This window comes from Methylobacterium marchantiae (genome assembly GCF_042679825.1).
Lineage (GTDB): Bacteria > Pseudomonadota > Alphaproteobacteria > Rhizobiales > Beijerinckiaceae > Methylobacterium > Methylobacterium marchantiae.
Genome location: NZ_JBHTND010000010.1, coordinates 103,741 through 122,008 on the forward strand (window position 1 = coordinate 103,741; position 18,268 = coordinate 122,008).

17 protein-coding genes are annotated in these 18,268 nt (G+C 67.4%); 7 read left to right on the forward strand and 10 right to left on the reverse strand.

From position 1 onward, the window contains the following. The first annotated feature begins 40 nt into the window (after positions 1-40). Positions 41-1,066 (forward strand): tyrosine recombinase XerC, encoded by a 1,026-nt coding sequence (locus ACFQ4G_RS09525; RefSeq protein WP_238206723.1) that lies wholly within the window; start codon positions 41-43, stop codon positions 1,064-1,066. On the opposite strand, the gene ACFQ4G_RS09530 is transcribed toward ACFQ4G_RS09525, so the two are convergent. From ACFQ4G_RS09530 to ACFQ4G_RS09540, 3 genes are all read right to left on the reverse strand, one after another. Beyond that, positions 1,020-1,742, reverse strand: coding sequence for a glutathione S-transferase (locus tag ACFQ4G_RS09530; RefSeq protein ID WP_238206726.1), 723 nt, complete (start codon positions 1,740-1,742; stop codon positions 1,020-1,022). The genes ACFQ4G_RS09525 and ACFQ4G_RS09530 overlap by 47 nt on opposite strands. 192 nt (positions 1,743-1,934) lie before the next feature. After that, complete coding sequence (gene lpdA / locus ACFQ4G_RS09535) at positions 1,935-3,335, reverse strand: dihydrolipoyl dehydrogenase (protein WP_238206728.1); 1,401 nt, start codon at positions 3,333-3,335, stop codon at positions 1,935-1,937. 22 nt (positions 3,336-3,357) lie between these two features. Beyond that, positions 3,358-3,675, reverse strand: a complete 318-nt coding sequence (locus tag ACFQ4G_RS09540) for a pentapeptide repeat-containing protein (RefSeq protein ID WP_238206730.1) — start codon at positions 3,673-3,675, stop codon at positions 3,358-3,360. Positions 3,676-3,766: 91 nt separating this feature from the next. On the opposite strand from ACFQ4G_RS09540, the gene ACFQ4G_RS09545 reads away from it, so the two are divergent. After that, positions 3,767-4,075 carry a hypothetical protein gene (locus tag ACFQ4G_RS09545; RefSeq protein ID WP_238206732.1) on the forward strand — a complete coding sequence of 103 codons (309 nt, stop codon included), beginning with the start codon at positions 3,767-3,769 and terminating at the stop codon, positions 4,073-4,075. Positions 4,076-4,095: 20 nt separating this feature from the next. On the opposite strand, the gene odhB is transcribed toward ACFQ4G_RS09545, so the two are convergent. From odhB to gloB, 7 genes are all read right to left on the reverse strand, one after another. Next, positions 4,096-5,418 (reverse strand): 2-oxoglutarate dehydrogenase complex dihydrolipoyllysine-residue succinyltransferase, encoded by a 1,323-nt coding sequence (odhB, locus tag ACFQ4G_RS09550; protein WP_238206733.1) that lies wholly within the window; start codon positions 5,416-5,418, stop codon positions 4,096-4,098. A 57-nt stretch (positions 5,419-5,475) separates the two neighbouring features. Beyond that, complete coding sequence (locus ACFQ4G_RS09555) at positions 5,476-8,463, reverse strand: 2-oxoglutarate dehydrogenase E1 component (RefSeq protein ID WP_238206734.1); 2,988 nt, start codon at positions 8,461-8,463, stop codon at positions 5,476-5,478. A gap of 187 nt (positions 8,464-8,650) precedes the next feature. Further along, the gene (gene sucD / locus ACFQ4G_RS09560; RefSeq protein WP_238206735.1) at positions 8,651-9,535 is read right to left on the reverse strand and encodes a succinate--CoA ligase subunit alpha; all 885 of its coding nucleotides are present in this window, start codon (positions 9,533-9,535) and stop codon (positions 8,651-8,653) included. Positions 9,536-9,543: 8 nt separating this feature from the next. After that, the gene (gene sucC, locus ACFQ4G_RS09565) at positions 9,544-10,740 is read right to left on the reverse strand and encodes an ADP-forming succinate--CoA ligase subunit beta (protein ID WP_238206736.1); all 1,197 of its coding nucleotides are present in this window, start codon (positions 10,738-10,740) and stop codon (positions 9,544-9,546) included. A 108-nt stretch (positions 10,741-10,848) separates the two neighbouring features. Beyond that, positions 10,849-11,811 (reverse strand): malate dehydrogenase, encoded by a 963-nt coding sequence (mdh, locus tag ACFQ4G_RS09570; protein WP_238206737.1) that lies wholly within the window; start codon positions 11,809-11,811, stop codon positions 10,849-10,851. Between the two features lie 291 nt (positions 11,812-12,102). Then, positions 12,103-12,753: a TetR family transcriptional regulator gene (locus ACFQ4G_RS09575; RefSeq protein WP_238206738.1), complete on the reverse strand. Its 651-nt coding sequence runs from the start codon at positions 12,751-12,753 to the stop codon at positions 12,103-12,105. A gap of 169 nt (positions 12,754-12,922) precedes the next feature. Continuing rightward, positions 12,923-13,702: a hydroxyacylglutathione hydrolase gene (gloB, locus tag ACFQ4G_RS09580; RefSeq protein WP_238206739.1), complete on the reverse strand. Its 780-nt coding sequence runs from the start codon at positions 13,700-13,702 to the stop codon at positions 12,923-12,925. A 184-nt stretch (positions 13,703-13,886) separates the two neighbouring features. Here gloB and ACFQ4G_RS09585 point away from each other — a divergent pair, with 184 nt between their 5' ends. The 5 genes from ACFQ4G_RS09585 (at position 13,887) to ACFQ4G_RS09605 (ending at position 18,262) form a co-directional block, all read left to right on the forward strand. Continuing rightward, the gene (locus tag ACFQ4G_RS09585) at positions 13,887-14,621 is read left to right on the forward strand and encodes a class I SAM-dependent methyltransferase (protein WP_238206741.1); all 735 of its coding nucleotides are present in this window, start codon (positions 13,887-13,889) and stop codon (positions 14,619-14,621) included. 48 nt (positions 14,622-14,669) lie between these two features. After that, complete coding sequence (locus ACFQ4G_RS09590) at positions 14,670-15,359, forward strand: MarC family protein (RefSeq protein WP_238206743.1); 690 nt, start codon at positions 14,670-14,672, stop codon at positions 15,357-15,359. Between the two features lie 96 nt (positions 15,360-15,455). Further along, the gene (gene dapB, locus ACFQ4G_RS09595; protein WP_238206746.1) at positions 15,456-16,253 is read left to right on the forward strand and encodes a 4-hydroxy-tetrahydrodipicolinate reductase; all 798 of its coding nucleotides are present in this window, start codon (positions 15,456-15,458) and stop codon (positions 16,251-16,253) included. A 105-nt stretch (positions 16,254-16,358) separates the two neighbouring features. Further along, entirely contained in the window at positions 16,359-16,997 is a 639-nt protein-coding gene (locus tag ACFQ4G_RS09600; protein WP_238206748.1) for a 2,3-bisphosphoglycerate-dependent phosphoglycerate mutase, read from the forward strand. 293 nt (positions 16,998-17,290) lie between these two features. After that, positions 17,291-18,262: a hypothetical protein gene (locus tag ACFQ4G_RS09605; protein WP_238206750.1), complete on the forward strand. Its 972-nt coding sequence runs from the start codon at positions 17,291-17,293 to the stop codon at positions 18,260-18,262. Positions 18,263-18,268 lie beyond the last annotated feature (6 nt).

Genomic DNA, 18,268 nt, shown 5'->3' on the forward strand with positions numbered 1-18,268 from the left:
ATGGCGTTGAGTGGGGTTTTCCGCCCAGGGTCGCCGCGCGATGCTCCATGTGCCTCCCCCTCCGACGGATGCCTGCGCCATCGCCTATCCGGGCGACGAAGCGCTCAGGGCGGTCGCCCTGGGCTGGCAGGACAGCCTGATGCGCGAGCGCCGGATGGCGGCGAACACGGTGGAAGCCTATTCCCGCGACCTCCGGCAATTTCTCACCCACCTTCAGGGGCGCCGCGGCACGGTGGAGATCGCCGGGCTCATCGCCCTCAAGCCGCGCGACATCCGCGGCTTCATGGCGGCGCGGAGGGCGGAGGGCGTGAACGGCCGCTCGCTGATGCGGGCTCTGGCGGGCCTGCGCTCCTTCGCGCGGCATCTCGAGCGCGAGGGCCATGGCAGCGTCTCGGCCCTCGGGGCGATCCGCTCGCCCAAGGTCGAACGGCGCCTGCCGCGCCCGATCCCCATCGTTGCCGCGCGCGCCCTCACCGACGTGGATTCCCGCGCCGGGGAGGCGCGCGAGCCCTGGATCCTGGCGCGGGACGCGGCGGTCCTCGCCCTGCTCTACGGTTCCGGCCTGCGCATCTCCGAAGCGCTCGGTCTCGCCCGCCGCGATGCGCCCGTGCCGGGCCTGGATTCGGTCACGGTGACGGGCAAGGGCGGCAAGGTCAGGATGGTGCCGATCCTGCCCGTGGTGGCGGAGGCGGTCGCCGCCTATCTCGCCGCCTGCCCCTATGCCCTCGATCCCGAGGGCCCGCTCTTCGTGGGCGCCAAGGGCGCCAAGCTCTCCCCCCGGATCATCCAATATGCGGTGGCGTCCCTGCGCGGCGCCCTCGGCCTGCCGGACAGCGCCACCCCCCACGCCCTGCGGCATTCCTTCGCCACCCATCTCCTCGCCCGCAAGGGCGAGTTGCGGGCGATCCAGGAACTGCTCGGCCACGCCTCCCTCTCGACGACGCAGCTCTACACCAAGGTCGATGCCGCCCGGCTGATGGAGGCGTTCGACCAGGCGCATCCCCGCGCGGGCACGGCGGCTACAGGTCGAGCTCGGGATAGCGCCGAAAGATCCCCTGCTCGTTGAACGGGATGCGGCGCGGGCTCGCCAGATAGGCGGCGATGCGCGGGAGCCCCCGGATGGCGGCATGGAGCGCGGCGACGCTGGGATTCTCGGCGAGCGCCGCGTCCGTCGCCTTCGGAAAGGCGTAGAGGAGGCCGTCGATCAGCTGGAACAGCGAGAGGTCGGCATAGGTCACGGCGCTGCCGACGAGATGCGTGCCGCCGTTGCGGGTGAGCACATGCTCGAACCAGGCGAGGTATTCCGGGATCCGGTTCGCCCGGAAATCGCCGGCCCGCCGCGCGGCCTCGGGTTTCTGCTCCTCGTAGGGGAGGCTCACCGCGATGGGATGATGGGTGTCGTGGGCCTCGGCCACGACGTCGGCAATGGTCAGCTGGATCTGATGGGTCCAGATGCGGTCGGCTTCGCCCGACGGCGCGAGGCCCAGGCGGGGCCCGAGATACAGCAGGATCGCGGCCGTCTGTCCGATGACGACGTCGCCATCGCGGAGAAAGGGCGGCGCGTAAGAGGGCCGGACGATCGAGGGATCTTCCAGCAGGGCGGTCATGGCGCCGAGGCCCTGCCCGTCTTCCTCACGCCCCCGGGCGATATCGACATAATCGGCCCCGGCCTCCTCCAGGGCGAGGCGGACGAACTCGCCGCGCCCCTGGATCGCCGGCCAATAATAGAGTTCGTAGGCCATCTCACCGCTCGGCTTTGGAGGTGGATGGATACCCGGTCCAACCCGGCCCCCTCATCCTGAGGCGGCGGAGCGAAGCGGAGGCTTCGAAGGAGGCTTCCGGTTCGCGCAACGATACCTGGAAGCCTCCTTCGAGGCGGCTGTCGCCGCACTTCGGGATGAGGTGAGTGGGTTGGGGAACGGTACTCTCTGACCTCAGATATGGATCGCCCGCTTGGCGACGGCCAGGGCGGCTTCCTTCACCGCCTCGGTGAGCGTCGGGTGGGCGTGGCAGGTGCGGGCCACGTCTTCGGCGCTGGCGCCAAACTCCATGGCGACCGCGACTTCCGCGATGAGGTTGCCCGCATCCGCACCGACGATATGGACGCCGAGCACGCGGTCGGTCGTGGCATCCGCCAGGATCTTCACGAACCCGTCCGTGGTGTGGTTCACCTTGGCGCGGCCATTGGCGGTGAAGGGGAACTTGCCCGCATTGTAGGCGATGCCGTCCTTCTTCAGCTCCTCCTCGGTCTTCCCCACGGAGGCGACCTCCGGATAGGTGTAGACCACGTTCGGGATCACGCCGTAATTCACGTGGCCCGACTGGCCGGCCAGCAGCTCGGCGACGGCGACGCCCTCGTCCTCGGCCTTGTGGGCGAGCATCGGTCCCGCGATCACGTCGCCGATGGCGTAGATGCCGGTGACGTTGGTGGCGTAGTGGCTGTCGGTCTGGATGCGGCCCTTGTTGTCGAGCTGCACTCCGACCGTCTCAAGGCCCAGCTTCTCGGTATAGGGCACGCGGCCGATGGCCACGAGCACCACGTCGGCCTCGAGCTTCTCGGCCTCGCCGCCGGCGGCCGGCTCCACCGAGACCGTGGCGGCGCCGTCCTTCACCTCGACGCCGGTGACCTTCGAGGACAGCTTGAAGACGATGCCCTGCTTGCCGAGGATGCGCTGGAACTGCTTGCCGACCTCGCCGTCCATACCGGGCAGGACGCGGTCGAGATATTCCACCACGGTGACGTCCGAGCCGAGGCGGCGCCACACCGAACCGAGTTCGAGGCCGATCACGCCGGCGCCGATGATGAGGAGCTTCTTCGGCACCGCCTGGAGTTCCAGCGCCCCGGTGGAGGAGACGACGATCGTCTCGTCGATGGTCACGCCGGGCAGCTTGGTCACGTCGGAGCCCGTGGCGATGACGATGTTCTTCGTCTCCAGCATCTGGTTGCCGCCATCCTCTGACAGCACCTCGACGCGACCCGCCCCGGCGACGCGGCCAAGGCCGTGATAGGCGTCGATCCCGTTCTTCTTCAGGAGGAACTCGACGCCCTTGGTGTTGCCGTCGACGCCGTCCTGCTTGAACGCCATCATCTTCTTGAGGTCGAGTTCGGGCGCGTTCACGATCACGCCCATATCGGCGAAGTGCTTGCCCGCCTCCTCGAACGCCTCGGAGGCGTGGAGCAGCGCCTTCGACGGGATGCAGCCGACATTGAGGCAGGTGCCGCCATGCGCCTTGCGCTTCTCGACGACGGCGGTCTTCAGGCCGAGCTGGGCGGCGCGGATGGCACAGACATAGCCACCGGGGCCGGTGCCGATGACGACGAGATCGTAGGACATGAGACTCGCAGAAGTTAGAGAACTAGTCGGCAGATGCCGTCCTGGTGAAGAGCTTGGTGCGATCGATATAGGCGGGCAAACGCGTCTGCTCATCGAGTACAGCGCTGGCCAACTGCCTCTCGGTCAAGTTCACTGCACCTGTTAGATCCGCGCCTTTCAGGATCGTTCCTACGAGGCGTGCGCCTTTGAAATCTGCATTGCGAAAGAACGCGCCGCTCGCGTCGGCTCTGGACAGGTCGGCGCCCTGGAGATTCGCTCCGTCGAGATTTGTGCGCCGTATGAAAGCGCCATGCACATCGAGTGCTGGCGTGCGCCTGACTCTATCCTGGCCCATTGTCATCTGCGACGATCCTCATCCGCAAGGTGTCGATGATAGCCTGCACATCCGTTGGCGGGGCGTCATCTCCGTATTTCTCCCGACGCTCCCGTAGGTGCGCCTGAAGGAGTTCGAAGACTGGATTGGCAAGGTCGGGAAAGTCTCTCCCGACCTCACGAAGCAGGTAGATGGCGCCAAGTCGAACTTCGAGCCGATCGTCCACGAGCTGGCCGGCGGCACGATTGAAGAGTTCCGTGACGTGAGCGCGACGCGCAAGTTCCGCCTGCGCGGCGGCCGAGCCCGCCTGAGTCCTCTCAGGCGTCAGTTTCCGCCAGGCAAGCAGCAGACCGCCGAAAGCCGCGAGCGCCAAACCCAGATTCCGCACGATCTCCGAAATGAAGACCCAGGTTTGCATCTCGGATAGCTCTCAACGATCCGGCCTCCTCAGAGGTCGAGCACGAGCCGTGCCGGATCCTCCAGCGCCTCCTTCACGCGCACCAGGAAGGTCACCGCCTCCTTCCCGTCGACGATGCGGTGGTCGTAGGACAGCGCGAGATACATCATCGGCCGCGCCTCGATCTTGCCGGCGCGGACCACCGGGCGCTCCTCGATGCGGTGCATGCCGAGGATGCCCGATTGCGGCGCGTTGAGGATCGGGGTCGACATCAGCGAGCCGTAGATGCCGCCATTGGTGATGGTGAAGGTGCCGCCCTGCATCTCCTCGATGGAGAGCTTGCCGTCCCGCGCCTTCTTGCCGAAGCCGGCGATGGTCTTCTCGATGCCGGCGATGGAGAGGTCGTCGGCATTGCGCACCACCGGCACGACGAGACCCTTATCGGTGCCGACGGCGATGCCGACATGGTAGTAGTTCTTGTAGACGATATCGGTGCCGTCGATCTCGGCATTGACCGCCGGCACGTCCTTGAGGGCGCCGATCACCGCCTTGGTGAAGAAGCCCATGAAGCCGAGCTTGGTGCCGTGCTTCTTCTCGAACATGTCCTTGTACTGGGCGCGCATGGCCATGACGGCCGACATGTCGACGTCGTTGAACGTCGTCAGCATCGCCGCCGTGTCCTGGGCGTCCTTGAGGCGGCGCGCGATGGTCTGGCGCAGCTTCGTCATCTTCACGCGCTCTTCGCGCGCGGCATCGTCGGGCTTCGAGGCCGGGCGCGGAGCCGAGGGCGGCTTGGCCTGCCTCGCCGGCTCCTGGGCCGGGGCGGAGGGGGCCTTCGAGGTCGCCTCGATCATGTCGCCCTTGGTGACGCGGCCATCCTTGCCGGACCCGTTCACCGTGGAGGGGTCGATGCCGGATTCCCGCGCCATCTTGGCGACGGCCGGGCCGTTATCGCCGGCCGGCCGATCGGATTTCGGGGCGGCGGCGTCGCCGTGATTGCCGTAGGCGGCCGAGGATTCCTCGGCGGGCGCCTTCTCGGCCCCGTCCGATTTCGCCGCTGACGGCTCTTCCGAGCGGGTCTCGGCTTTGGTCTCGGTCTTCTTCGCGGCGGCGGGCTTGGCGCCACCACCGGCACCGGCCTCGACGATGGAGCCGAGCAGCGCGCCGGGTTCCACAGTCTCGCCGTCCTTCACCAGGATCTCGCCGAGTTCACCAGCCGCAGGCGCGTTGACTTCGAGGGTGACCTTGTCGGTCTCCAGTTCCACCAGGGGCTCGTCCGCCGCCACCGCGTCGCCCGGCTTCTTGAACCAGCGGCCGATGGTGGCCTCGCTCACGGATTCGCCCAGCGTGGGGACGAGGATATCGGTTGCCATGGTGTTCTGTCCGCCCGAATGATTTGGTCGCGTCGGATGAGGGGAATGCCGGGATCGTCAGACCGCCAGCGCTTCGTTGAGGAAGGCCTGGAGCTGGGCCTGGTGCTTGGAGAGCAGGCCCACCGCCGTCGAGGCCGAGGCGGGGCGGCCGACATAGCGGGCGCGCTTCACCTGCGACTGGGCCTGGCCGAGCACCCATTCGAGATACGGGTCGACGAAGGACCAGGCGCCCATATTCTTGGGCTCTTCCTGGCACCACACCACCTCGGCGTTGCGGAACCGCGCCATCTCGTTGGCCAGTGCCTTGAGCGGGAACGGGTAGAGCTGCTCCACGCGCATCAGGTAGACGTCGTTGACGCCGCGCTTCTCGCGCTCGTCGTAGAGGTCGTAATAGACCTTGCCGGAGCACAGGACGACGCGACGGATCTTGTCGTCCTTCACGAGCTTGATGGTGTCGTCCTCGTGCTCGGCATCGTCCCAGAGCACGCGGTGGAAGGTCGATCCCTCGGCCAGCATGTCGAGAGTCGAGACGGCCCGCTTGTGGCGCAGCAGCGACTTCGGCGTCATCAGCACCAGCGGCTTGCGGAACTCGCGGTTCAGCTGCCGGCGCAGGATGTGGAAGTAGTTCGAGGGCGTCGTGCAGTTGGCGACCTGCATGTTGTCCTCGGCGCACATCTGCAGGAAGCGCTCGAGACGCGCGGAGGAGTGCTCCGGCCCCTGGCCCTCGTAGCCGTGCGGCAGCAGCAGGGTCAGGCCCGACATGCGCAGCCATTTGCGCTCGCCGGAGGAGATGAACTGGTCGATGACCACCTGCGCGCCGTTGGCGAAGTCGCCGAATTGCGCCTCCCACAGCACCAGGGAGTTGGGCTCGGCCAGAGAGTAGCCGTATTCGAAACCGAGCACGGCCTCCTCGGAGAGCATCGAGTTGATGACCTCCAGACTCGCCTGTCCCTCGCGGATCGAGTTCAGCGAGGTGTAGCGCTGCTCGTTCTCCTGATCGATCACCACGGCGTGGCGCTGGGAGAAGGTCCCGCGCTCCACGTCCTGGCCCGACAGCCGGACCCGGTGCCCTTCGATGAGGAGCGAGCCGAAGGCCAGGGCCTCGGCGGTTGCCCAATCGATGCCCTTGCCGGTCTCGACGGCCTTGGCGCGGTTATCGAAGAAGCGCTGGATCGTCCGGTGCAGGTGGAAGCCGGGCGGCGGGGTGGTGATGCGCTGGGTGATCTCGCGCAGGATGTCGGCCGGAACGCCGGTCTTGCCCCGGCGCGGATCGTCCACGTCCTCGCGCACCGCCTTGAAGCCGGACCAGCGCCCGTCCAGCCAGTCGGCCTTGTTGGCCTTGTAGGTGCCGGCGACTTCCAGCTCCCCGTCGAGCACGGCGCGGAACTCGGCCTTGCGCGCGTCGAACTGCTCCTGCGTCAGCACGCCCTCGGCGACGAGCTTCTTGCCGTAGGTCTCCAGCGCGGTCGGGTGCTTGCGGATGCGCTGGTACATCTTCGGCTGGGTGAAGGCCGGCTCGTCGCCCTCGTTATGGCCGAAGCGGCGGTAGCACAGCATGTCGATGACGACGGGCTTGCCGAATTTCTGGCGGTACTCAATGGCGATCTTGGCCGCGAAGGTCACGGCCTCCGGGTCGTCGCCGTTGCAGTGGAAGATCGGCGCCTCCACCATCTTGGCGACGTCGGACGGATAGGGCGAGGAGCGCGAGAAGCGCGGATCGGTGGTGAAGCCGATCTGGTTGTTGATGATGAAGTGGATCGAGCCGCCGGTGCGGTGGCCCTTCAGGCCCGACAGGCCGAGACACTCGGCCACCACGCCCTGGCCGGCGAAGGCCGCATCGCCGTGGATGAGCAGCGGCACGACGCTGGTGCGCTGCACGTTCGGCTTGGCGCGCTGGTCCTGCTTGGCGCGCACTTTTCCGAGCACCACCGGATCGACGATCTCGAGATGGGACGGGTTCGCGGTCAGCGAGAGGTGGACATTGTTGTCGTCGAAGGTGCGATCGGACGAGGCGCCGAGATGGTACTTCACGTCGCCGGAGCCCTCGACCTCGGCGGGAGAGGCCGAGCCGCCCTTGAACTCGTTGAAGATCGCCCGGAACGGCTTCGACATGACGTTGGAGAGCACGTTCAGCCGGCCACGATGGGCCATGCCGATGACGATCTCCTTGGCGCCGAGGGCGCCGCCGCGCTTGATGATCTGCTCGAGCGCCGGGATCATCGACTCGGAGCCGTCGAGGCCGAAGCGCTTGGTGCCGGTGTATTTGAGATCGAGGAACTTCTCGAAGCCCTCGGCCTCCACCAGCTTGTTCAGAATCGCGCGCCGGCCTTCGGGGGTGAAGGAGATCTCCTTGCCCTTGCCTTCGATGCGCTCCTGGATCCACGCCTTCTCCTCCGGATTGGAGATGTGCATGAATTCGACGCCGAGCGTCTGGCAGTAGGTACGCTCCAAGATCTCGACGATCTCGCGGATGGTCGAATATTGGAGGCCGAGCACGTTATCGAGGAAGATCGGGCGGTCCCAATCCTTCTCCTCGAAGCCGTAATGCTGGGGATGCAGCTCCTCATGGTCGCCGCGCGGCGCGAGCCCGAGGGGATCGAGCTTGGCATGGAGATGGCCACGCATGCGGTAGGCGCGGATCAGCATGATCGCGCGGACCGAATCCTTCGTCGCCTGCTCCACTGACACGCCGCTGGCGGCGGCGACCGCAGCGCCGTTGGCGAGCTTGGCGCCATCGATCTTGGCCGTGTCGGATTTCGCCCGGATCTTGTCCCCGACCGCCTTCTCCACCACGGCCCAGTTGCCGTCGAGGGCCGAGACGATCTCGCCATTCGCATGGACCGGCCAGTTCGGCTTCTCCCAAGAGGCGCCGGCGGCGTTCTTCTCGGCGAGGCCGCTCTCGTCGCCGAGCGACTTGAAGAAGTCCTGCCATTGCGGATCGACAGAGTGCGGATCGCGGGCATAGGCCGCCTGCAATTCCTCGATATAGGCGGCGTTACCGCCGGTGAGGAACGAGGTTTCGAGGAGCGCGTCCTGGCGTGCCATCGTCGATCATCCTACCGCTTGTCGGGGGAAGCCGCCCCTGCGACCGGCCCCTGCTCCCACCGCGCCGCGCCGACGGCGTGGGGTGAGGTTTTCCGTTTCGACGCGGCAATCGTGCCGCGCCGCCTCGTCTATCTAGGTGTCGCGGTGCGAGTTTGCACCGCAACATGGTGACAGATCGACGTCCGTCTCAACCCTTGAGGACGTCGACCAGGGTGCTGCCAAGGCGGGCCGGCGACGGCGACACCCGGATTCCGGCGGCTTCCATCGCCGCGATCTTGTCCTCGGCGCCGCCCTTGCCACCCGAGATGATGGCACCCGCATGGCCCATGCGGCGGCCCGGAGGGGCCGTGCGGCCGGCGATGAAACCAACCATCGGCTTGCTTCGGCCGCGCCTGGCCTCGTCGGCGATGAACTGCGCCGCCTCTTCCTCGGCCGAACCGCCGATCTCGCCGATCATCACGATCGACTCCGTCTTGTCGTCGGCGAGGAACAGTTCGAGCATGGAGATGAACTCGGTGCCCTTCACCGGATCGCCGCCGATCCCCACCGCGGTGGTCTGGCCGAGGCCGGCATTCGAGGTCTGGAACACGGCCTCGTAGGTCAGCGTGCCGGAGCGCGAGACGATGCCCACCGAGCCGCGCTTGAAGATGTTGGCCGGCATGATGCCGATCTTGCACTCGCCGGCGGTGACGACGCCGGGGCAGTTGGGGCCGATGAGGCGCGACTTCGATCCTTCGAGCGAGCGCTTCACCCGCACCATGTCGAGGACCGGAATCCCCTCGGTGATGCAGACGATGAGCGGGATCTCGGCGGCGATCGCCTCGCAGATGGCATCGGCGGCGCCCGGCGGCGGCACGTAGACCACGGAAGCGTCGGCGCCCGTGGCCTCGCGGGCCTCGGCCACGGTGTCGAAGACCGGCAGGCCGAGATGGCTCGCGCCGCCTTTGCCGGGCGAGGTCCCGCCCACCATCTTGGTGCCGTAGGCGATGGCCTGCTCGGAATGGAAGGTCCCGTTCTTGCCGGTGAAGCCCTGGCAGATGACCTTGGTGTTCGCGTCGATCAGGATGGACATGGGTACTCTCAGCCCTTCTTCACGGCGGCGACGATCTTCTGCGCTGCGTCGTCGAGGTCGTCGGCGGGGATCACGTTGAGGCCGGAATTCCGGATGATCTCCTTGCCCTTCTCGACGTTGGTGCCCTCCAGGCGCACCACCAGCGGCACTTGGAGGCCGACCGCCTTGACCGCCGCGATCACGCCGTTGGCGATCACGTCGCATTTCATGATCCCGCCGAAGATGTTGACGAGGATGCCCTTCACCTGCGGATCGGCGGTGATGATCTTGAACGCCGCCGTCACCTTCTCCTCGGACGCGCCGCCGCCGACATCGAGGAAGTTCGCCGGCTCCTCGCCGTAGAGCTTGATGATGTCGAGCGTCGCCATGGCGAGGCCGGCGCCGTTGACCATGCAGCCGATGGTGCCGTCGAGGGCGATGTAGGCGAGGTCGTATTTGGAAGCCTCGATCTCCTTGGCGTCCTCCTCGGTCTCGTCACGCAGCGCGACGATGTCGGGGTGACGGTAGAGGGCGTTCGAATCGAAGGAGATCTTGGCGTCGAGGCACTTGAGGTGGCCGTCGCCGGTGAGGACCAGCGGGTTGATCTCCAGCATGCTCATGTCCTTGGCGGTGAACGCCTCGTAGAGCTTTGCCGTGAGCTCGCCGGCTTCCTTCGCCTGCGGGCCGGTGAGGCCGAGGGCCTTGGCCACGGCGCGGCCGTGATGCGGCATGATCCCGGTGGCCGGATCGACCGAGAAGGTGATGATCTTCTCCGGCGTGTCATGGGCCACGGTCTCGATGTCCATGCCGCCTTCCGTCGACACGACGAAGGCGACCTGCCCGGTCTCGCGGTCCACCAGCATCGAGAGGTAGAACTCGGCGGCGATCTGAGCGCCTTCCTCGATGTAGAGGCGGTTCACCTGCTTGCCGGCCTCGCCGGTCTGGATCGTCACCAGGGTCTGACCCAGCATTTCGCCGGCAAACTGCTTGACCTCGTCGATGGACTTGGTGACGCGCACGCCGCCCTTGGCGCCGGCGGGAGCGCCCTTGAACGTGCCCTTGCCGCGGCCGCCCGCATGGATCTGCGACTTCACCACCCAGACCGGGCCGCCGAGTTCCTTGGCGGCGGCTTCCGCCTCCTCCGGCTTGAAGATCGGGACGCCGCGGGAGACGGGCAGGCCGAACTCCTTCAGCACCGCCTTGGCCTGATATTCATGGATGTTCATGGAAATTTCCTCGCCTCGTCCCGACGCCGGGCGCGGGATTGGAAGACACGACACCGACATCGTTCACGCCGGCCGCGGAGGCCGGCATGCGATGCTTCTCCGTGAGGGTTAAGCCAGGGCCGGATTCACGCCCTTGCAGGCCTCGATCAGCGTCTTCACGGCGCCGACCGACTTGTCGAACATGGCCTTCTCGTCGGCGTTGAATTCCACCTCGAGGACGCGCTCGACGCCGCCCGCACCGATCACGATCGGCACGCCGACATACATCCCGTCGATGCCGTACTCGCCGCTCAGATAGGCGGCGCAGGGCAGCACCCGGCGCTTGTCGCGCAGGTAGCTCTCGGCCATGGCGATGGCGGACGCGGCGGGCGCGTAGAAGGCGGAGCCGGTCTTGAGCAGGTTCACGATCTCGCCGCCGCCCTTGCGGGTCCGCTCGACCATGGCGTCGAGCTTCTCCTGGGTGGTCCAGCCGAGCTTGACCAGATCGGGGAGCGGCACGCCGGCGACCGTGGAGTAGCGCACCAGCGGCACCATGTCGTCGCCGTGGCCGCCGAGCACGAAGGCGGTGACGTCTTCCACCGAGACCTTGAACTCGTCGGCGAGGAAGTGGCGGAAGCGGGCCGAATCGAGCACGCCGGCCATGCCGACGACCTTGTTGGTGGGCAGGCCGGAGAACTTCTGCAGGGCCCAGACCATCGCGTCGAGGGGGTTGGTGATGCAGATGACGAAGGCGTCCGGAGCGTGCTCCTTGATGCCCGTACCCACGGCTTCCATGACCTTGAGGTTGATTCCGATGAGGTCGTCGCGGCTCATGCCGGGCTTGCGCGGCACGCCGGCGGTGACGATCACCACGTCGGCTCCGGCAATGGCCGAGTAGTCGCTGGCGCCCGTATAGCTCGCATCGAACCCGTCGACCGGAGCCGATTCGGCGATGTCGAGCGACTTGCCCTGCGGCACGCCGTCGACGATGTCGAACAGGACGACGTCGCCGAGTTCCTTCAGCCCGGCCAGATGCGCGAGGGTTCCGCCGATCTGCCCGGCGCCGATGAGCGCGATCTTGCTACGTGCCATGGAAAACGAACCTCCGGTATTCGATGCCGATCCGCGATGCTCCGTCCCCGGGGACGGGCCGAGTGTCGGGCTCACGATCGCATGTTGATTTCGCCGCGCCGGTGTGGCGGAAAAGTCTCCATGCTTCAACCCGACAAGCTCGGCGCAATGCAGAGTTCAGGCCAGGCTCCGGACGACGGCCGGACGAACCGTCAGGATAAAGTTCAGCACCACGAAGGATTTAGGAAGGATCACGGTCAGTTGGTTCGGCGGCAAAGTCCAAGTGACACCCGATGGTGATTGTCACTTCGCCTAAAATGCACCCGTTCTCAGCACTTTCTGGATCGCCTGGATCACCGCGCCGAAGCGGGCCCGGATCAGGTCGGCGGGCAGATCGGAATCGTGCTGCATGGCGAGCGGATGGGTGAAGCGGTAGCTCGCATCGAAGATGTAGGCGATCGCCCGCTCCCGGTCGCGCGCCACGAAGGCGCCTGCGGCGATTCCCTCTTCCACCACCCGCTCAACGAGACTGCGCAGGCGGACCCGGTGCCGCCGGGCGATGGGCCGTGCCGCCACGGTGGCATCGAGATGGACGGCGAAGAGATGGGGTTCCCGTGCGAGCACCTCGCGCTGGGCGCTCGCCAGCGCCATCAGCAGGCGCTCGATCTTGTCGTCGGCGGGGTCGGGTGCATCGGCGATGCGAGCGAGCTCCCCTTCCACTTCCCGCAACCAGCGCCCTGCCACGGCATCGAGCAGAGCGTCCTTCGATGGGAAATAACGATAGACGTTGGCGTGGGTCATGCCGGCTTCGGCTGCCACGGCGACGACCGTCACACGTTTGTGCCCGAGTCGCGCGAGATGTTCGGTCGCGATCGCGAGAAGGCGCGCATCCACCGAGAGCGGTGCAGGACTGGCCCGGCCAAGTCGGGCCTTGGGCCTATCGGGCGGGCGGACACCCGTCATGAGTGTAGCATCGTCGCCGCCAGCAAAATCAAAGCCGACCACAAAGGACGTACCTGCCGTCTCCATCGATACTCCAGCCGGCGCTGATAAGGATGGCGGGCCGTATCCGGAGTCGGCGTCGCCACCGCTTGTCCCGCTGAGACCGAGACAGCCAGAGGCCCATACCCGGTCAGAACGTGTTCTTCCAGGCCCTTAATGCAATGAAGATTGCTTGTGCTGGTAAATTAGGGGGAAGATTCACTGCTTTAGCGAGTGCGGGTTCGGTGGAACGCAGAAAAGGATTGGTCTCCCGCTCTTGTCTCATCGTCGACGGGACGAGAAAACGGCCCGCTTCCTTGGCCGCCTCCGCCTCGGTCATGCGATTCTGCAGCGCCTGGTTGTCGGGATCGGCGGCGAGGGCGAAACGGCCGTTGGAGAGCACGTAATCGTGGCCGCTGAATACCTGCGTGTCGTCGGGCAGGGCGAGGAACCGCTCCAGCGAATGCCAGAGCGTCTCGGGCGGTCCCTCCAGCACGCGCCCGCAGCCGAGGGTGAACAGGGTGTCGCCCGCAAAGGCGATCTTCGCCTCCCGGAACCAGTAGGTGACGTGATCGCTGCAATGGCCCGGCGTCTCCCAGACCTGCGCCTCCAGGTCACCGACCCGGACGCGGTCGCCCTCGACGACGGCCACATCCACCTCCGGCACGTGGGCTCCGGCCCTGCGCGGGGCGGTCACCCGAGCCCCCGTGCGCTTCTTCACCTCCGGAATGCCCTCGACGTGGTCGAGATGCCGGTGGGTCACCAGGATGTCGGTGAGCGTCCACCCCGTCTCTTCGAGCGCCTTCAGCACGGAACCGGCCTCGGGCACGTCGATCGAGGCACAGGCGCCCGTGGCGGGATCGCGGATCAGCACGCCGATATTGTCGCTGCGGCAGAGGAAGGTGCGGATTTCGGGGCTGGACGCTGTCACGGGGCGTTCCTGTCGATGGCGCGGGTGGCGTGAGGCAAAACCGGATGCGGCGTCGAGGAGTTCCGGCTCACGGCGGTTCCGGCCTGTGGGCGACGGGCCTCGTCCCCATTGATCCGATCCGTGCCCTGCGTCAAAGAACCCTGTAACCTCGACAACGTCCGGCCGCGCCGGAGCCAGCCGATTCATGCGCCTCGACGTGACCGATCTGCGCGCCTTCTATGCCAGTCCGCTCGGCGGCGTGACGCATCGCATCGTCGGGCGCGCGATCCACGGCTTCCTCGGCTCGGTCTCGGGCCTGAGGGTCCTCGGCCTCGGCTACGCGACGCCCTATCTCGGGCCGGTCCACGTGATCGCCGAGCGCACCCTCGCCTTCATGCCGGCGACGCAAGGGGTGGTGAACTGGCCCGGCAGCGGGCGCTCCTGCTCGGCGCTCGCGGACCCGACGATGATGCCCCTGCCGGAAGCGGCGGTGGACAGGGTGATCCTGGTCCACGCCCTCGAATCGGTCGAGAGCCCGACGGAGCTGCTCCAGGACGTCTGGCGCGTGCTGACGCCCGGCGGCCGGATGATCCTCGTCGTACCCAACCGGCGCGGTGTCTGGGCGCGCCGCGACGCGACGCCGTTCGGCCACGGCCAGCCCTACAGCCGTTCCCAGCTCAGCCGCCTGATGCGGTCCACCCAGTTCTCGCCGGAAGGATGGGCCGAGGCGCTCTACATGCCGCCGGTGCAGAGCCGGCTCTGGCTGAGGACCGCCGGCGCCTGGGAGCGGTTCGGCACCCGCCTCTCGCTGCCCTTCGCCGGCCTGCACGTCATCGACGCGACGAAGCAGCTCTATCGCCCGGTGACGGTACGGCACGTGCAACGGGCGACACGCCTCGCGCCGGCGCGGGTGCTCGTTCCCGCCCCCTCCCCCGGCTGACCCCGAGGCCGCCCGCGTGCAGGCCCCTCTCGTCAAGGCACCCGCTCCATGTTGAGCCTCATCGCCCCGGAGGCGGCGCTCCATAGCTTCGTCTTCGCCTTCTCGAGCCTGTTCTCGATCGTCAATCCGGTCGGCTCGGCGCTGATCTTCTTCCAGATCACCGCGCGGAACTCCCATCCGGAGCGGGTGGAGATCGCCAAGCGCATCGGCTTCTATTCCGCGCTGATCATGCTCTCGGCCCTATGGGCGGGAGCGCCGATCCTCAACTTCTTCGGCGTTTCACTGGGGGCTTTGCGGATCGCGGGCGGGCTCGTGGTGGCGGCCTCCGCCTGGACCCTCCTCACCGCCCCCGAGGCCCGCGAAGCCCGCAAACATGCCGAAGCGACCCAGGACACGCCCGACAGCGTCGCCGACATCGCCTTCTTTCCCCTGACCCTGCCGTTCACCACCGGCCCCGGCACCATCGCGGTCGCCATCGCTCTGGGCTCGAACCGGCCTGCTTCCGGGCCCGACCGCATCGGCTTCTATCTCGGCATGTCCCTGGCGGCCCTCGCCATCGCGATCCTCGTGCGGTTCGCCTACGGCTCCGCCGACAGGGTGGTGATGGCGATCGGCCCGGTGGGCGCGCGGGTCCTCGGACGGCTCTTCGCCTTCCTGCTGCTGTGCATCGGCACGCAGATCACCGTGAACGGCGTCGGCGACGTGCTTGGGCCGATCCTCGCCGCCGGCAGACGCTGAAGTCCATCGAGGCAGCACTCGCCTCGATCACCCTGCCTTGGCATCGCCGGGCCGAGCCTGTACCGCAGGCTCGAATTCTCGAGGAAAGGCGACAGGATGCGGCTCGCAGTGGTCGGCGCCGAGGGGCGCATGGGGCGGATGCTCATCCGCGCGGTCGCGGAGACCGAGGGATGCACCCTGAGCGGTGCCGTGGAACGCGAAGGGTCGTCGGCGCTGGGCCAGGATGCGGGGACGCTGGCCGGCCTCCCGCCCCTCGGCGTCACCGTCACCGACGATCCGCTGACGGTCTTCGCGGCAACCGACGGCGTCCTCGACTTCACCACGCCGGCCGCGACGACGGTCTTCGCCGAACTGAGCGCCCAGGCCCGCATCGTCCACGTGATCGGCACGACCGGTCTCGCCGAGGCGGATTTCCGCAAGCTCGCCGCCGCAGCGCACCATGCCCGCATCGTGCGCTCGGGCAACATGTCCCTCGGGGTGAACCTGCTCGCCGGCCTGGTGCGCAAGGTCGCCGCCGCGCTGGGTGAGGATTTCGACATCGAGATCGTCGAGATGCACCATCGGATGAAGGTGGATGCCCCCTCGGGCACGGCGCTCCTCCTCGGCGAGGCGGCGGCGGAAGGAAGGGGGGTCGACCTCGCCGAAACCCGCGTCTCGACCCGGGACGGCCATACCGGCGCGAGGCGGCCGGGCGATATCGGCTTCGCCACCCTGCGCGGCGGCACGGTGATCGGCGATCACAGCGTGACCTTCGCCGGCCCCGGCGAGCGCATCACCATCAGCCACCATGCCGAGGATCGGGCCATCTTCGCCCGCGGCGCCGTAAGCGCGGCCTTGTGGGCTCACGCGAAGCCGCCCGGCCTCTACGGCATGGCCGACGTACTCGGTCTCTGATACGAGCGCCTGGTCATCGATCATTCAGGTTGGCGCGTACAACAGCCACGCAGGCGCCACTTTTGCTGCGCCGCACCATTCACCATGAAATAGGATGGACGTCCGATGGAGCGCCTGCTTGTCCTCGCTCGCCACGGCCAAAGCGAGTGGAACCTCAAGAAGCTTTTCACCGGCTGGCGCGATCCTGAGCTCACCGAACTCGGCGTCACGGAGGCCAGGACCGCCGGCCGCTGGCTCAAGCGGCAGGGCTATGGGTTCGACGTCGCCTTCACCTCCAACCTGCAGCGGGCGCAGCACACCTGCTCCCTGATCCTCGAAGAGATGGGCCAGGGCGGACTCGAGACGATCCGTTCCGAGGCCCTCAACGAGCGCGATTACGGCGACCTGTCGGGCCTCAACAAGGACGATGCCCGCGAGCGCTGGGGCGACGCCCAGGTCCATCAATGGCGCCGCTCCTACGACATCCCGCCCCCCGGCGGCGAGAGCCTGAAGGACACCGCCGCGCGCGTGCTGCCCTACTACATCCAGACGATCCTCCCGCGGGTGATGGCCGGTGAGCGCGTCCTCGTGGCCGCCCACGGCAACTCCCTGCGGGCGCTGGTGATGGTGCTCGACGGCATGACCACGAAGACCATCGCGAGCCTCGAGATCGCCACCGGCATCCCGCTGGTCTACCAGCTCAAGGCCGACACCACGGTGGAGAGCAAGGCCGTGCTCGAACGGGACATCGACCACGACGCCTGAATGCGGGTGCCGCCACGGCGACGGACCATGCGACGTCGCGGCGGGGTCTCGCACCGCAACGGCTTTTCCGAAAGCCGGCCTCCATTGCCCGATCCGATTCCACGAGTGCGGCCCTGCGGTCGCGCGGTCGGCACGCCGGAACGCTTGACAGCGGGAGGGCGTGAGCCGACCCATCGTCGGTGAGCCTTCCGCCCGAAGGCCGCGCGAGCCCTTCGCCCTATCCGGAGAATTCTCGCGTTCGAACACCTGAACCGAAGCCCCGTCAGCGGGCTCCGTCGCGGAGAACCGATCCGATGCGTCTGCGTAACCTCGTCCGTCCGGTCGCGGCACTGGCCCTGATCGCCGGGCTCTCGTCAGGCGCCATCTCCGCGGCCCTGGCGGCCGATCCGGTCTTTCCGCCGAGCTCGCGCTTCGGCTTCACGCCCCCTTCGGACATGGCATTGTCCAAGCGCTTCTCCGGTTTCGAGCGGCTGGAGGGTGGCGCGACTTTGTCCGTCGTCGAGTTGCCGTCCACGGCCTTCGTCGACCTGGAGAAGAGCTTCACCGACGAGAACCTGCGCACGCAGGGATTCGTCGTCACGACGCGCGAGGCCATCAAGGTCGCGGGCGACGTCGACGCGGTGCTCTTCACCGGAGAGCAGCCGGCGCCGGAAGGGGCCGGCACCCCGACCATCAAGAAATGGCTGCTGCTCGTCGGTGACACCACCGTCACGGGCATCATCATCGGGCAGAGCGTACCCGACGCCGAGACGCCCGAGACCATGCGGAACATGCTGACCAGCGTGAAGATCCGGCCGGAACTGACCCTCGACCAGCAGGTCGAGGCCCTGCCCTTCCGCATCCGCGAGACAGCCGGGTTCCGCCCGGTCCGGGTGCTCGCGGGCAATTCGGTCCTGATGACGCAAGGGCCAAAGGACCAGATGCTGAATCTCGAACAGCCCATCCTGGTCCTGGCCCAGGCGGTGCAGCAGCCGCCACAGCCGGAGCAGCGCGACGCCTTCGCCCGCGCCGCGCTCTACTCGAACCAGACGATGAAGGATTTCGCGGTCGAGCGCTCGCAGACCTATCGGCAGAACGGCGTCGATTGGCACGAGATCGTGGCGCGCGCCGTCGATGCGCCCTCGAACACGCCGGTCGTCGTCTCGCAGACCATCCGGTTCGCGCCGGACGGCTATCTCCGTGCGCTCGGCGTCGTGCGTGCCGATCAGCGCAGCGCGATGCTGTCGAAATTCCGCGAGGTCATCGACAGCGTCGAGGTGAAGTAGCCGCCC